This window comes from Jejuibacter sp. L23, assembly GCF_050815825.1.
In the GTDB taxonomy this organism is placed as follows: Bacteria; Pseudomonadota; Gammaproteobacteria; order Enterobacterales; family Enterobacteriaceae; genus Jejubacter; species Jejubacter calystegiae.
Genome location: NZ_CP138199.1, coordinates 3,811,237 through 3,825,051, shown reverse-complemented (window position 1 = coordinate 3,825,051; position 13,815 = coordinate 3,811,237). Strand labels below are relative to the sequence as shown.

The 13,815-nt window shown below is 55.6% G+C and carries 11 protein-coding genes and 6 tRNA genes; 8 read left to right on the top strand and 9 right to left on the bottom strand.

The window, feature by feature from the left end:
- Positions 1–78 precede the first annotated feature (78 nt).
- Entirely contained in the window at positions 79–840 is a 762-nt protein-coding gene (gene cysZ / locus SCU88_RS18260) for a sulfate transporter CysZ (protein ID WP_175341931.1), read from the bottom strand.
- Between the two features lie 230 nt (positions 841–1,070).
- Here cysZ and zipA point away from each other — a divergent pair, with 230 nt between their 5' ends.
- From zipA to SCU88_RS18245, 3 genes are all read left to right on the top strand, one after another.
- Positions 1,071–2,090: a cell division protein ZipA gene (gene zipA, locus SCU88_RS18255; protein WP_431810037.1), complete on the top strand. Its 1,020-nt coding sequence runs from the start codon at positions 1,071–1,073 to the stop codon at positions 2,088–2,090.
- A gap of 74 nt (positions 2,091–2,164) precedes the next feature.
- Positions 2,165–4,183 carry an NAD-dependent DNA ligase LigA gene (gene ligA, locus SCU88_RS18250; protein ID WP_175341929.1) on the top strand — a complete coding sequence of 673 codons (2,019 nt, stop codon included), beginning with the start codon at positions 2,165–2,167 and terminating at the stop codon, positions 4,181–4,183.
- Positions 4,184–4,186: 3 nt separating this feature from the next.
- A complete protein-coding gene (locus SCU88_RS18245) occupies positions 4,187–4,402 on the top strand; it encodes a DUF3820 family protein (protein WP_138098781.1) in 216 nt (71 codons plus the stop codon).
- Between the two features lie 5 nt (positions 4,403–4,407).
- Here SCU88_RS18245 and SCU88_RS18240 read toward each other — a convergent pair whose 3' ends face one another.
- On the bottom strand, positions 4,408–5,406 hold the full coding sequence (locus SCU88_RS18240) for a bile acid:sodium symporter family protein (protein ID WP_138098779.1): 999 nt from the start codon (positions 5,404–5,406) through the stop codon (positions 4,408–4,410).
- A gap of 89 nt (positions 5,407–5,495) precedes the next feature.
- Between SCU88_RS18240 and SCU88_RS18235 the strand changes: the two genes are divergently transcribed.
- Positions 5,496–6,419 carry a LysR substrate-binding domain-containing protein gene (locus SCU88_RS18235; protein WP_175341928.1) on the top strand — a complete coding sequence of 308 codons (924 nt, stop codon included), beginning with the start codon at positions 5,496–5,498 and terminating at the stop codon, positions 6,417–6,419.
- 53 nt (positions 6,420–6,472) lie between these two features.
- On the opposite strand, the gene SCU88_RS18230 is transcribed toward SCU88_RS18235, so the two are convergent.
- From SCU88_RS18230 to SCU88_RS18215, 4 genes are all read right to left on the bottom strand, one after another.
- Positions 6,473–6,548: transfer RNA gene (locus SCU88_RS18230), tRNA-Lys, on the bottom strand.
- A gap of 4 nt (positions 6,549–6,552) precedes the next feature.
- Positions 6,553–6,628 (bottom strand) — tRNA-Val (locus SCU88_RS18225).
- Between the two features lie 64 nt (positions 6,629–6,692).
- Positions 6,693–6,768: transfer RNA gene (locus SCU88_RS18220), tRNA-Val, on the bottom strand.
- Between the two features lie 47 nt (positions 6,769–6,815).
- Positions 6,816–6,891, bottom strand: a tRNA-Val gene (locus tag SCU88_RS18215).
- Between the two features lie 261 nt (positions 6,892–7,152).
- Here SCU88_RS18215 and gltX point away from each other — a divergent pair.
- On the top strand, positions 7,153–8,565 hold the full coding sequence (gltX, locus tag SCU88_RS18210; protein ID WP_175341927.1) for a glutamate--tRNA ligase: 1,413 nt from the start codon (positions 7,153–7,155) through the stop codon (positions 8,563–8,565).
- Between the two features lie 36 nt (positions 8,566–8,601).
- On the opposite strand, the gene SCU88_RS18205 is transcribed toward gltX, so the two are convergent.
- Both SCU88_RS18205 and SCU88_RS18200 read right to left on the bottom strand, forming a co-directional pair.
- Entirely contained in the window at positions 8,602–8,982 is a 381-nt protein-coding gene (locus SCU88_RS18205) for a YfeC-like transcriptional regulator (protein ID WP_175341926.1), read from the bottom strand.
- Positions 8,979–9,344, bottom strand: a complete 366-nt coding sequence (locus SCU88_RS18200; RefSeq protein ID WP_138098771.1) for a YfeC-like transcriptional regulator — start codon at positions 9,342–9,344, stop codon at positions 8,979–8,981. Before SCU88_RS18200 ends, SCU88_RS18205 begins: the two co-directional genes overlap by 4 nt.
- A gap of 216 nt (positions 9,345–9,560) precedes the next feature.
- On the opposite strand from SCU88_RS18200, the gene SCU88_RS18195 reads away from it, so the two are divergent.
- From SCU88_RS18195 to SCU88_RS18185, 3 genes are all read left to right on the top strand, one after another.
- Positions 9,561–9,636 (top strand) — tRNA-Ala (locus SCU88_RS18195).
- Between the two features lie 41 nt (positions 9,637–9,677).
- Positions 9,678–9,753 (top strand) — tRNA-Ala (locus tag SCU88_RS18190).
- 442 nt (positions 9,754–10,195) lie between these two features.
- A complete protein-coding gene (locus tag SCU88_RS18185) occupies positions 10,196–12,343 on the top strand; it encodes an EAL domain-containing protein (protein ID WP_431810176.1) in 2,148 nt (715 codons plus the stop codon).
- Between the two features lie 42 nt (positions 12,344–12,385).
- Here the strand turns inward: SCU88_RS18185 and SCU88_RS18180 are convergent, their stop codons facing one another.
- Positions 12,386–13,573: a NupC/NupG family nucleoside CNT transporter gene (locus SCU88_RS18180; RefSeq protein WP_175341924.1), complete on the bottom strand. Its 1,188-nt coding sequence runs from the start codon at positions 13,571–13,573 to the stop codon at positions 12,386–12,388.
- Positions 13,574–13,815: the final 242 nt, after the last annotated feature.

The window sequence follows — 13,815 nt, the reverse complement described above, 5'->3', positions numbered from 1 at the left end:
AAGGATGAAAATTGCCAGGGTGGGCGCACAAATAGCGTATTGCAGAATGACGCCCGGGACGGGCGTCATCTTTAGCGCTTAACGCCAACGGGCATGTCGGGTCCGGTAGCAGTCCACCCACATGGCGGTGGCGCCGCAGACCGCGACCGGCATGATGACCAGATTCAGTATCGGGATCAGCGTGAACAGGCTGACCAGGGCACCGAACTGCATATTAATCATCTTGCGTTCGCGCAGTGCGATACGCATTTCGGCGAAGGGAACCTTGTGGTTATCGAACGGGTAGTCGCAATACTGAATCGCCAGCATCCAGGCGCTGAACAGGAACCAAAGTACCGGCGCCACGGTCTGGCCGATTCCGGGAATAAAGTACAGAAGCAGCAATACTACGGCCCGGGGCAGGTACCAGGCAAACTTCTGCCATTCGCGTTTCATGATGCGCGGCAGATCTTTCATGATGTCGATAACGCCGGTATCCGGCGGCGTGGCGCCGGTCAACCGTGCCTCGAGCTGTTCCGCCAGTAGTCCGTTAAACGGGGCGGCTATCCAGTTGGCGACGGTGGAAAAGAAGTAGCTGAAGACCAGCAGGATAGAAAGCGTGGCCAGCGGCCACAGCAGATAGCTCAGCCATTGCAGCCAGTCGGGAACGTGACTCATCAGCGCCGGAATCCAGGCCCCCAGTTGGGTAAACAACCACCAGAAGGCGCCGCCCATCCACAAAACGTTAACCAGAAGGGGCAGGAAGACAAAACGGCCGATGCCCGGCTCGCGAATCAGCTTCCAGCCCTGAGAAAAGTAGTGCAGCCCGCTACGGGGGGTGCTGCCGCTGTGTGATACCATGTCTGGCGTTGCTCCTTAATAAGACAACCGATTTGGTGCCCGCCTATCATATGTCGGGCAAAATGCGATAACCACCTCGGAAATGGTCGAAAAAACAGCAAAAAGACCTTTTTAGGAGATCTTTCTGATGAGAAGCTCAAGGGGGCACTTGCACTTAGGCAGATGGACAAATACTCTTAGTGAGTAAATGTTTGCCGCGGTGGCAAGGTGTTAGAACAACAGAGAATATAATGATGCAGGACTTGCGTCTGATATTAATCATTGTTGGCGCGATAGCCATAATCGCCTTACTGGTACACGGACTGTGGACCAGCAGAAAAGAGCGTTCCTCGATTTTCCGGGATCGTCCGCTTAGACGCATGAAGTCTGAGCGCGATGAGTATGAGCCGGAAGCGGAGGCCGACGAAGGCGTCGGCGAAGTTCGCGTGCGTCGGGTTCAGCCAGCGGAGCCGCAGGATGAGCTCCGTGAGCAGGCGCCACAGCACAACTACCAGCCGCCTTATGGCGCGCCGCAGCCGCGTCAGCAGACGCCGCAGCAACAACCGGGACAGCAGCAGGCGCCGCAATCTCAGCCTCAGCGCCCTGCGCCTCAGCCTGCCGTACAGCCACAGCCTGTGGTTCAGCAGCCAGAGCCGGTGGCGCAGCCTCAGCAGCGGCCTCAGGCCCCTCAGCCGACGTCTGCACCGGTTCAGCAACCCCCGCAGCTGGAGATGCCGCCTCAGGCTCCCCAGCCGCAGCCCGAACCACAACAGCCGCCTCAGGCGCCGGAGCCTGTCGCACAGCCTGAACCTGAACCCTTTGCGCCAGAGCCTGCCGCGCCAGCGCCGCGCAAAGAGGCGGTGATTGTCATGAACGTCGCCGCTCACGCCGGCAGCCAGCTTAATGGCGATGTTCTGCTTAACAGCATTCAGCAAGCGGGCTTCATGTTTGGCGAAATGAATATTTTCCATCGCCATTTAAGTCCGGACGGTAGCGGCCCGGTGCTGTTCAGTCTGGCCAACATGGTTAAACCCGGCTCTTTCGATCCGGAAACTATGAATGATTTTATGACTCCGGGCATCACGATCTTTATGCAGGTTCCCTCTTACGGGGACGGGCTGCAAAACTTTAAGCTGATGCTGCAGTCGGCTCAGCACATTGCCGATGAAGTTGGTGGCGTAGTGCTTGATGACCAGCGTCGGATGATGACGCCGCAGAAACTGCGCGAGTATCAGGATACGATTCGTGAAGTGTTGGGCACCCAGCCCTGACGCGCTACGTTAATCGGTTTCCGCTTTCCCTGAACCCCCGCTCGTCGGGGGTTTTTTATCGTTGATGGTGCGATATGGACTCTATAGAAGACAAACTTTTACTGCTGCGAACCACGCTTCGTCATCATGAATATCTCTACCACGTGCTGGATGCTCCGGAGGTACCGGACGCGGAGTACGATCGCCTGATGCGTGAATTGCGTACGCTGGAAGAGGCCCACCCTGAGCTGGTCACGCCGGATTCGCCCACCCAGCGGGTAGGGGCGGCGCCGCTGAGCGAATTTACCCAGGTACGTCATGAAGTGCCGATGCTGTCGCTGGATAACGTCTTTGATGAAGAGAGCTGGCTGGCATTCTATAAGCGCATTCAGGACCGACTGAAGAACGGCGATGAGATCACCTTCTGCTGCGAGCTTAAGCTCGATGGCCTGGCGGTCAGTCTGCTGTATGAAGAGGGTGTGCTCACCCGCGCTTCCACTCGAGGGGACGGCACTACGGGTGAGAACATCACCAGTAATGTGCGGACCATCCGCGCTATTCCTCTGCGCCTGCAGGGGGACAACATCCCCAGCCGGGTTGAAGTGCGCGGCGAAGTGTTCCTGCCGCAGGCTGGTTTCGAAAAGATTAATGAAGAGGCGCGTCGCACTGGCGGCAAGATTTTTGCTAACCCGCGTAATGCGGCGGCGGGCTCTTTGCGCCAGCTGGATCCGCGAGTTACCGCGAAGCGACCGCTTACTTTCTTCTGTTACGGCGTGGGCCTGCTGGAAGGCGGTACGCTTCCGGACAGCCATATCGAACGACTACAGCAGTTTAAAGCCTGGGGGCTGCCGGTGAGCGACCGCGTGCGTCTGTGCAGCGGCGAACAGGCGGTGCTCGATTATTACCATCAGGTGGAGCAGGATCGCGAAACCCTGGGTTTCGATATTGATGGCGTGGTAATTAAGGTCGATTCGTTGCCGCTCCAGGAAACGCTGGGCTATGTAGCGCGGGCGCCGCGCTGGGCCGTCGCCTTTAAATTTCCGGCTCAGGAGCAGATGACTTGGGTACGCGACGTGGAGTTTCAGGTGGGCCGCACTGGTGCTATTACGCCGGTGGCGCGTCTGGAGCCGGTGCAGGTCGCGGGCGTAATGGTCAGTAACGCCACGCTGCATAACGCCGATGAGATCGAGCGTCTGGGTCTGCGCATTGGCGATACCGTGGTGATTCGCCGGGCGGGCGACGTGATTCCCCAGGTAGTGAGCGTGGTAACCTCTGAGCGCCCCGACGACGCCCGGGAAGTGGTCTTTCCGACCCACTGTCCGGTCTGTGGTTCAGAGGTGGAGCGGGTGGAAGGTGAAGCGGTGGCGCGCTGTACCGGCGGACTTATCTGCGGCGCTCAGCGCAAAGAGGCGCTGTGGCACTTCGTCTCTCGTCGGGCTATGGATGTCGACGGTATGGGCGTGAAAATTATCGACCAACTGGTGGATAAAGAGTACGTCAAAACACCGGCAGATCTGTTCCGACTCAGCGCCGGGGTGCTGACAGGATTAGACCGCATGGGGCCGAAGTCGGCCCAGAATCTGGTGAACGCGCTCGAAAAATCGAAACAGACCACCTTTGCCCGTTTCCTCTATGCGTTAGGGATTCGCGAAGTGGGGGAAGCCACGGCGGCCGGACTGGCGGCCCACTATGGCAACCTGGACGCGCTAATGGCGGCGAGCGTGGATGAACTTCAGCAGGTGCCGGACGTCGGCGTGGTAGTCGCCAGCCACGTGCATAACTTCTTTGAAGAAGAGAGCAACCGTGACGTTATTCGCCAGTTGACTGAAGACGTGGGAATTCACTGGCCTGCGCCGGTGGTGGTGCGCGCCGAAGAGATAGACAGTCCGTTTGCTGGTAAAACCGTGGTGCTGACTGGCTCTCTGAGCCAGATGTCACGGGACGATGCCAAAGTGCGCCTGGTGGAACTGGGGGCGAAGGTGAGCGGTAGCGTATCGAAGAAAACCGATCTGGTCATTGCCGGGGAAGCCGCTGGTTCCAAACTGGCAAAAGCCCAGGAGTTAGGGATCGACGTTATCGACGAGGCGGAGATGCTACGCCTGCTGGGGAAATAATCAATGGATAAAGAGCGCCTGATTGAAATTGCCAATACCATCATGCCGTTCGGAAAGTATCAGGGCAGGGCGTTGATTGATCTGCCGGAGGAGTATCTGCTGTGGTTCTCCCGCAAGGGAGAATTTCCGAAGGGGCACCTTGGCGAACTGATGGCGCTGACGCTGCTGATAAAGGTCGAGGGGCTGGACCATCTGGTCCGCCCCCTTAAGCGTCAGTAGTACCATTATCCTTCCTGTGTCGCCTGGATGGCGCCGCTTTCCAGCTGGCGCCGCCGGTAACGCTGCGCCAGCATGGCGCAGACCATCAGCTGAATCTGGTGGAAAATCATTAGCGGCAGCACCATCATCCCTACCGCCTGAACCGGGAACAGAATATTGGCCATCGGAATCCCGTTCGCCAGGCTCTTTTTCGATCCGCAGAAGACAATGGTAATTTCATCCGCCTTGCTGAAACCGGCGCGGCGTGCCACCAGGGTGTTAACCGCTAATACAATCGCCAACAGCACGATGCTGGCCAGTACAATGAAACCCAGTGCACCGATCCCTACCTGACTCCAGATACCGTTATTCACAGCTTCGCTAAAGGCGGTATAGACCACCAGCAGAATCGAGGTCTGATCGGTTTTGCCGATCCACTTACGATGGCGTGCCACCCAGTTCGCGGTCCAGGGGCGTGACAGATGGCCGAGCACGAAGGGCAGCAGCAGTTGCAGCATAATGGCGCCGACCTGGCGCAATCCGTCCTGGCTGGCGCCACCGCCGGTATGCATCAGCAGGCTCACCAGCAATGGCGAAAGGAAAATCCCTAACAGGCTGGAGGCGGAAGCAGAGCAGACCGCCGCCGCCACGTTACCGCCTGCCAGCGAAGTAAAGGCGATGGCCGACTGCACGGTCGCGGGCAGAATGCACAGATAAAGGAATCCTGAGTAGATTTCCGGGCTGACATTCACTGGCGCCCACCAGGCGAACAGCACGCCCAGCGCCGGAAACAGAATAAAAGTGCTGCACATCACCCACAGATGCAAACGCCAGTGGCTGCCGCCTGCGACCAGCGCATCTCGAGATAGCTTGGCCCCGTGCATAAAGAACAGCAGGGCGATGGCGGCGGTGGTCAGCCAGGAGAAATAATCCACGAAGACGCCGCGGGCCGGAAGGAACGAGGCCAGCAGCACGGTTGCGATGAGGGTCAGGGTAAAGGGATCGAAAATACGTAGCAGTTTCATAACGTCACCTGTGATCTTTTCTTTTTATTGTGCAAAGGGTGGTTTAATAAATAAAATTGATTTATTTCATCTATACATGAAGGTTTTCGATGAATTACTCGCTGAAACAGCTTCGCGTTTTTGTCGCGGTGGCCCGGGCCGGAAGTTTCAGCCGGGCCGGACAGCGTATCGGGCTGAGTCAGTCCGCCGTCAGCCACAGCATTAAAGAGCTGGAAGAGACGCTCGGCGTTCGTCTGTTGGATCGCACAACCCGCGAAGTGACGCTGACCGTCGCCGGGCAGCAGCTTGCCGTTCGTCTGGACAGGGTGCTGGATGAACTTAACAATACGCTGCTGGATGCCCGCAGCACCGGTCAGCAGTTGAGCGGTACTGTGAGGGTCGCAGCCAGTCAGACCCTCTCAGCGCATCTGATGCCGCAGTCTATCGCCTGCTGTCAGCAGCGCTATCCGGCGATCCGTTTTGTGCTGCATGACAGACCTCAACATTGGGTGCTGGAAAGTATCCGCAGCGGCGAAGTGGATTTCGGTATGGTGATTGACCCGATTCAGGCGGCGGATCTCGATAGTGAAACGGTACTCTCGGAACCTTTTCTGCTGCTGTGCCGTTGCGATCATTCGCTGGCGGCCCAGGATCAGGTGCCCTGGCAGGCGCTGAATGGTGCCGAACTGGTGTTGCAGGACTATGCCTCGGGCAGTCGCGCGCTGATCGATGAAGCGCTGTCCAGTCAGGGCATTGAAGCCAGTATCGTGCAGCAGATCGGCCACCCTGCCACGCTGTTTCCCATGGTGGAGGCGGGAATCGGCATCAGCGTGTTGCCGGCGCTGGCATTACCGTTACCGGAAAGTCGGCCGTTGGTGGTCAGGAAGCTGGTGCCGGTGGTTCAACGGCAGTTGATGCTGGTGAGGCGTAAAAACCGTTCGCTTTCCGGTGCGGCCCGGGCGGTATGGGATGTGGTGGCGGAACAGGCGCGTTTGCTGAACGAGGCCCGTAAAGGCGATGCGCTGTTTGAATAATCGAAAGGGAAGGGCAGAAAAGCAAAAAGGCGCCTTTAGGGCGCCTTTCTACATGGTGGGTCGTGCAGGGCTCGAACCTGCGACCAATTGATTAAAAGTCAACTGCTCTACCAACTGAGCTAACGACCCGAAGTGGTGGGTGATGACGGGTTCGAACCGCCGACCCCCTCCTTGTAAGGGAGGTGCTCTCCCAGCTGAGCTAATCACCCACTTCGGTACTTCTGTATAACACCAGTTTTATCAACCGGCAAGAAAAGCTGCCGCTGAAGAGTTTGGTGGGTGATGACGGGATCGAACCGCCGACCCCCTCCTTGTAAGGGAGGTGCTCTCCCGGCTGAGCTAATCACCCGGACTCTTCAAACTGCTCTTCTACACGGCGGGATACACTATAAATAGTGGTGGGTGATGACGGGTTCGAACCGCCGACCCCCTCCTTGTAAGGGAGGTGCTCTCCCAGCTGAGCTAATCACCCCCGCTGTGTGGAGTCGCATTATAGGGATAGCGGAAAATGAGTCAACGCCTTTTCCAAAGTTTTTGTTTATTCGTCGTAAAATTAAACAAAGCGCTGTTGGATCCCCCATCGCGGATGGATTTTACGACAATTTTTGGCTATCCAACCGGTGCCTGCCCGCACCGACATTGAGGAATCGCCTCACGGTGGTAGAATGTTGCCCACTTTATTTTCCCTGGCTTGCCGACTTCCGGCACTTTTATACGTAATTAAGGCCGCTTAATGAAAATCAAAACCCGCTTCGCGCCCAGTCCGACTGGCTATCTGCACGTCGGTGGCGCTCGTACCGCACTCTATTCATGGCTGTTTGCCCGTAATCACGACGGCGAGTTTGTGCTGCGTATTGAAGATACTGACCTGGAGCGTTCAACCCAGCAGGCTATTGACGCCATTATGGATGGTATGAACTGGCTGGGGCTGGACTGGGATGAAGGTCCTTATTTCCAGACTAAACGCTTCGACCGCTACAACGCAGCCATCGACGAGATGCTGGCGGCGGGAACGGCCTATAAATGCTACTGCTCGAAGGAGCGGCTGGAAACACTGCGCGAAGATCAGATGGCAAAAGGCGAAAAGCCGCGCTATGACGGGCGCTGTCGCCACGATCACAGCCATCACGACGCCAGTGAGCCCTGCGTGGTGCGTTTCGCTAACCCGCAGGAAGGATCCGTGGTGTTTAACGATCTGATCCGTGGCCCTATCGAATTCAGTAACCAGGAGCTGGACGATCTGATCATCCGCCGTACCGACGGCTCTCCGACCTATAACTTCTGCGTGGTGGTGGATGACTGGGATATGGAGATCACCCACGTGGTACGTGGTGAAGACCATATCAACAACACGCCGCGTCAGATCAACATTCTGAAGGCGCTGAATGCGCCGGTGCCGGAATACGCCCACGTTTCGATGATCCTGGGCGACGATGGCAAGAAGCTTTCCAAGCGTCACGGCGCGGTAAGCGTGATGCAGTACCGCGACGATGGCTACCTGCCGGAAGCACTGCTCAACTATCTGGTGCGTCTGGGCTGGTCCCATGGCGACCAGGAGGTCTTCTCTATCGAAGAGATGAAGCAGATGTTCACCCTGGAAGCAGTCAGCAAATCTGCCAGCGCTTTCAATACCGATAAGCTGCTGTGGCTGAACCATCATTATATCAACCATATGGATCCGAATTATGTGGCGACGCACCTGCAGTGGCATATCGAGCAGGAGCAGATTGATACCCATAACGGTCCTCAGTTGTCCGAGCTGGTAACGCTGCTGGGTGAGCGCTGCAAGACCCTGAAAGAGATGGCGGCCAGCTGCCGTTACTTCTATGAGGATTTTGCGGAGTTCGACGCCGATGCGGCGAAGAAGCATCTGCGCCCGGTCGCTCGTCAGCCGCTGGAAGTGGTACGCGACAAGCTGCAGGCTATTACTGAGTGGAATGCGCACAATATTCACGAAGCCATCCAGGCTACAGCCGATGAGCTGGAAGTCGGTATGGGTAAAGTCGGGATGCCGTTGCGTGTGGCGGTTACCGGCGGTGGTCAGTCACCGGCGCTGGATGTGACTGTTAACGCCATCGGTCAATCCCGCAGCCTGGAGCGCATCAATAAGGCGCTGGAATTTATCCAGGCGCGCGAGCAGGCGTAATAGTGCTAAGTCGCTCTTTCCTTGAGGAAGGGGCGATTATTCCTTCCCCGACAGGCGCCGGAAAATACCGGAAATGCCTTCCCGGTGCAGCAGTGCGGTTAGCTTCTGCCGCTCTTCGTCCGTTAGCTGACGCAGGGCTTCCACCCATAACACTTCAAGCGTATTTTGGCCGCCAGCGTATGGCACGGCGGGTTCGGCAGCGTTTTTCTGGGTGCGCTGGCGCATCAGCGGCGTATTCATCAGAAAGCTTCGCACATCGGCATTAACGTGAACCACATGGGCACGACCGCCTTTTACACCGTGCAGCGGTGTTGTCTGCCAGCCGAACCTGCGGGTCCAGCGGTTAATGGCCTGCGGGGTATAGCCTGTCAATCGCGCCAGCTCTTTTGGCGTCATTTTGTTTTTAAAGGCGATCATCCGTATTCATCCTGGCGGATGCTAAGTCGGGTTAACATGCCGCCGATACCTTCACGTAGTAATAATGAGGTGAGCTGCTTCTGCTCTACCGCGTTCATCTCTCTGACGGCATTAAGCAGCAGATTTTCCAGTGAGGTTTCCCCTGCCTGGTAGACAGCGTTGCTATCGGCGGCGCTACGTTGGGTACTGAGAATAAATTCGCGCACCCGCTCATCAACGTGGATCAGCCGGGCCTTGCCCCCCTGAATACCGGGGCGTGGGGAGGTTATCCAGCGCTCTCTGCGTACCCATTTATTGATTGTCTGACGGCTATAGCCAGTCAGCGCCGCCAGTTCGTCTGGCGTCATTCTCTCCCTGAACATAGTGCTACCATCCTGGTTTGTTTTTAATGGATTAGTTTACGCCATCATATTACGTGAATCCGTGACGGGATTAACTAACATTTGGTCAAAATGCGAACTGCCACGAAGGATTTGCTGCCTTTTTCAACGGTTGATCGGGGAGAGTGAAAATAGCGTTGACACCGGGAAAGGGAATTCATATTATGCCGCCCGTCGAGACGACAAGTCGTTTACGAAGGGGCTATAGCTCAGCTGGGAGAGCGCCTGCATGGCATGCAGGAGGTCAGCGGTTCGATCCCGCTTAGCTCCACCAAACCTTATCCCACAAGGTTCGGATGTTAAACGATGCGACTCGGGGCTATAGCTCAGCTGGGAGAGCGCCTGCATGGCATGCAGGAGGTCAGCGGTTCGATCCCGCTTAGCTCCACCAGATACTGAACCCCTGCTGTTACAGCAGGGGTTTTTTTATGCCTGATTAAGAAAGACCTGAACAGATCTTGCGCAATAATTATCCCTCCGTGCGCGGCTGTACTTATTTTGGTGATGAGCTTTTCTTATTATTTCTTATGCCTGAAATTGGCCGCCTGAGTATCCAGGCAGGGTCACCGTAAATTCCGGCCTGACTGCTCTTATTTGCTGCTTTTTTCCCTTGTCGCCTCTCACTATTTGGTAAAGATGTATTGGCTTCTGCCAGTATTCTGGAGTCACTGTCTGGCAGGGTAAAAAAGGGCTGAATGCCCTGCTTTTCTTGCCTGGATATGCGAACAAACCTATTATTCTGAAGCAGCCAGCCCGGCTACCGATCACAAGAGCGATTAGGCCAAATGAATGGATATTTCACGCCAGCGATAAGGAAATTCGCGATTTCACTGGTGCTTTTCTTGATTCTTCTACCGCTGTCGCGGGCGGTTTCTCCCAGGGCCATCATCGAAGGTAATGATATCTTCCTGGTCTGGATGCCCCTGAGCGCGATTATTGCCATGCTCTATCTGTTTGGGCGTGCGGCGGTGCCGTCGCTGTTTATTGCGCTACTGCTGTTTTTCCCTGTGAAGTTTCATTTAAGCACGGTGCAGTTGTTGGTGTTTATCGGCTGCGTGACGCTACCAGTATTAGTGGCCTGCACGGCGCTGCGCATCATTCTCGGCCGGGCCTGGCGCTTTGCGGTACCGCTCACCGGCCTGGGTGTTCGCCTTTTCTGGCTCGGCTTTTTTGCCCCCTGTTCAGTGAAGCTGTGTATGTATCTGGCCGGTAAAATGCTCGATTTTCCACCGGTACTGAACCACTACTTCGGCAATAACACACCGAAATTTTTCTCCATTGTTGATGTTATGGGGCTGGTTGCGGCAGCGCTTCTGTTTCCACGCCTGTTCTATTATCCGCTGCGTATGCTGCTGAATCCGCGCTTTGCCCGCGCTTTCTGGCGTGCCAGCATTTGCCCTATGCTGGAAGAAGGGCGCCGCAGCTGGTCGCTGTGCTGGGTTGTTCTGCTGGCGACCTTTCTTATCGTGCTGTGCTGGTACTCTGAGACCGTGCTGATCTCCGGTTATCTGGTTCCCCTGGTGTTCGTTCTCTTTACGGTCGGAATTCGTCTGGTGAATCAGGGGTTGATGCACCTGCTATGGGCCTTTTCCGCCTGGCTGCTGCTGACCTTTAACAGCAATTTTCTCGCTGGCGTGGCCAACGGGGGATCGCTCGCTTTTATTCTGTCGGTATTTATTTCGTTTACGGTCTGCCTGTTCTACATGACTACGATCTATCGCAAGAGCGAGTGGATGCAGAGCAACTACTATCGGCAGTCAGAGACCGATCCCCTGACGCTGCTCCCCAACCTGCGTGCGCTGGAGCGTCATCTGGCGGATTATCCCCAGGGGGCGCTGTGCTGCCTGCAGATGTCTAACCTGGAATTTTTGAGCCGTCACTACGGTATTGTGATGCGTATTTACTGCAAACGTAATATCACACAAACGTTGCAACCCTGGCTGCATGAAGGGGAGAGGGTCTTTCAGATCCCAGGCTGTGAGCTGCTGATTTTCCTGCGTGGCCCGGAAATTCAGGCGCGGCTTAGCCATATGGTTGATCTGCTGAGCACCAATAAAATTCACTGGAACGGCCATGAGATCGATATTGAGTATGGCGCTTCCTGGGGCGTGGTAAACCATATCCAGCCGGATGATCTCCAGCAGCGGCTGGGGCAGCTTAGCTGGCTGGCGGAGCAGGCCTGCGCCGATAATCGGGTTCAGGCGATGGATCAGAACGATCAGGAGATGCTGCTGGACCAGAGTTCGGAGCGAGTCTATCTGCTGCGCCAGGTGACCCGGACACTGGACGAAGGGCGGCTCCGGCTCTATGCCCAGCCGATTCTGGATCGCAATGATAAGGGCTATCGCGAGATTCTGTGTCGGATTTTCGACGATAGCGGTCAGATGATTATGCCGGACCGTTTTATTCCCGTGGTGGCGGAATTTAACCTTAGCGCCCGTTTCGATATGCGGATTCTGGCTCAGTTGCTGGAGTGGCTGCGTTGCCATCCCTCATCCCAGACCGGAGCGCGTTTCTCGGTCAACCTGATGCCGCTGACTCTGATGCAGAAGGATATCGCTGGCGATATCATCAGGCTGTTTGAGGATTACGGTGTCATGCCGGAGGCCGTAATTATCGAGGTGACAGAGGCGCAGGCCTTTTCTGATGACGGCGTCAGCCATAGGAACATAGCGCTACTGCGCAGTCGGGGATTTCGAATCGCTATTGATGACTTCGGCACCGGTTACGCCAACTACGGGCGCCTTAAAGATCTGGATGCCGATATCATCAAGATCGATGGGTGTTTCGTGCGCGATATCCTGAACGGCCCGCTGGATTCGATGATTGTCCGCTCCATTTGCGAAATGGCTCAGGCTAAATCGATGACGGTGGTGGCAGAGTTCGTGGAAAACAGTCAACAGCGCGATCTGCTGCTGTCGCTGGGCGTGGATTATCTACAGGGCTGGCTGATAGGTAAGCCGGAACCGCTGGAGGCATAAAAAAACCTCCCGCAGGAGGTTTTTTTACCAGCCGTCTGAGCCTTACAGCACCAGCGCGGCAATGGAAGCAGAGAGTACGCTCACCAGGGTTGAGCCATACACCAGTTTCAGACCGAAGCGGGAAACCACATTACCCTGTTCTTCGTTCAGCCCTTTAATGGCGCCAGCGATAATCCCGATAGAGGAAAAGTTAGCGAACGAAACCAGGAATACCGAAAGAATACCTTCGGCGCGTGGCGACAGGCTACCGGCCACTTTTTGCAGCTCCATCATGGCGACAAACTCGTTGGAAACCAGTTTGGTGGCCATGATGCTACCCGCCTGTAGCGCTTCGCTGGCCGGAACGCCCATAATCCAGGCCACTGGCCAGAAGATGTAGCCCAGAATCCCCTGGAAGGAGATACCCAGCACCGCGGCAAACAGCGCGTTCAGGGCGGCGATAAGAGCAATAAAACCGATCAGCATAGCAGCGACGATAATCGCCACCTTAAAGCCCGCCAGAATATATTCGCCCAGCATTTCAAAGAAGCTCTGTCCGGCGTGCAGATTGGTCATCTGCAGGTTTTCGTCGCTGCCTTCCACACGGTAGGGGTTAATAATCGACAGGACAATAAAGGTGCTGAACATATTCAGAACCAGCGCCGCCACCACATACTGCGGTTCAAGCATGGTCATATAGGCGCCGACGATCGACATAGACACGGTGGACATCGCCGTGGCCGCCATGGTGTACATGCGGTTGCGCGACATCTTGCCCAGAATGTCCTTATAGGCGATAAAGTTTTCCGACTGCCCCAGAATCAGTGAACTGACCGCATTGAAGGATTCCAGGCGACCCATTCCGTTCACCTTCGAGAGCAGGGTACCAATAAATCGGATAACGACGGGCAGTACCCGGATATGTTGCAGAATGCCGATCAGCGCGGAAATAAAGACAATAGGGCATAATACTTTCAGAAAGAAGAAGGCCAGTCCTTCATCGTTCATTTTGCCAAAGACAAAATCGGTGCCTTCACTGGCGAAGCCCAGCAGCTTCTCGAACATCTCTGAGAATCCCTTCACAAATCCCAGTCCGGCCTCCGAATGCAGGAAGAACCAGGCCAGCACAACTTCAATGGCGAGCAGCTGGATGACATAACGAATGCGGATTTTTTTCCGATCGTGGCTAACCAGCAGAGCGAGTAGTGCAACTACGGCAATCGCCAGAACAAAGTGCAGAACGCGGAACATGTTGGCTCCAAATTATGAGGAAGGTTTAATTTCGGCGCACATTCTATGAAACACACGATAATAAAACGAGAGAAAAGTCACACTATGGTGACCTGATTCGTCCACAAAGCTCAATCGAGGGTCAACCCCTGTTATGTAATGTTAATTAAAACAGTGAAACGTTATGTTGTTCTGTTAGAATGATCGTCAGGTCGCTGATTTCCTGTTCGATGACATTTAACTATCAGCGTAGTCGTCCAAAC

Bases quoted from the DNA above. Each gene is read 5' to 3' on its own strand.
- SCU88_RS18205 (WP_175341926.1), bottom strand. From the start codon at position 8,982: ATGATCGCCTTTAAAAACAAAATGACGCCAAAAGAGCTGGCGCGATTG.
- SCU88_RS18240 (WP_138098779.1), bottom strand. From the start codon at position 5,406: ATGAAACTGCTACGTATTTTCGATCCCTTTACCCTGACCCTCATCGCA.
- zipA (WP_431810037.1), top strand. From the start codon at position 1,071: ATGATGCAGGACTTGCGTCTGATATTAATCATTGTTGGCGCGATAGCC.
- gltX (WP_175341927.1), top strand. From the start codon at position 7,153: ATGAAAATCAAAACCCGCTTCGCGCCCAGTCCGACTGGCTATCTGCAC.
- SCU88_RS18200 (WP_138098771.1), bottom strand. From the start codon at position 9,344: ATGTTCAGGGAGAGAATGACGCCAGACGAACTGGCGGCGCTGACTGGC.
- ligA (WP_175341929.1), top strand. From the start codon at position 2,165: ATGGACTCTATAGAAGACAAACTTTTACTGCTGCGAACCACGCTTCGT.
- cysZ (WP_175341931.1), bottom strand. From the start codon at position 840: ATGGTATCACACAGCGGCAGCACCCCCCGTAGCGGGCTGCACTACTTT.
- SCU88_RS18180 (WP_175341924.1), bottom strand. From the start codon at position 13,573: ATGTTCCGCGTTCTGCACTTTGTTCTGGCGATTGCCGTAGTTGCACTA.
- SCU88_RS18235 (WP_175341928.1), top strand. From the start codon at position 5,496: ATGAATTACTCGCTGAAACAGCTTCGCGTTTTTGTCGCGGTGGCCCGG.
- SCU88_RS18245 (WP_138098781.1), top strand. From the start codon at position 4,187: ATGGATAAAGAGCGCCTGATTGAAATTGCCAATACCATCATGCCGTTC.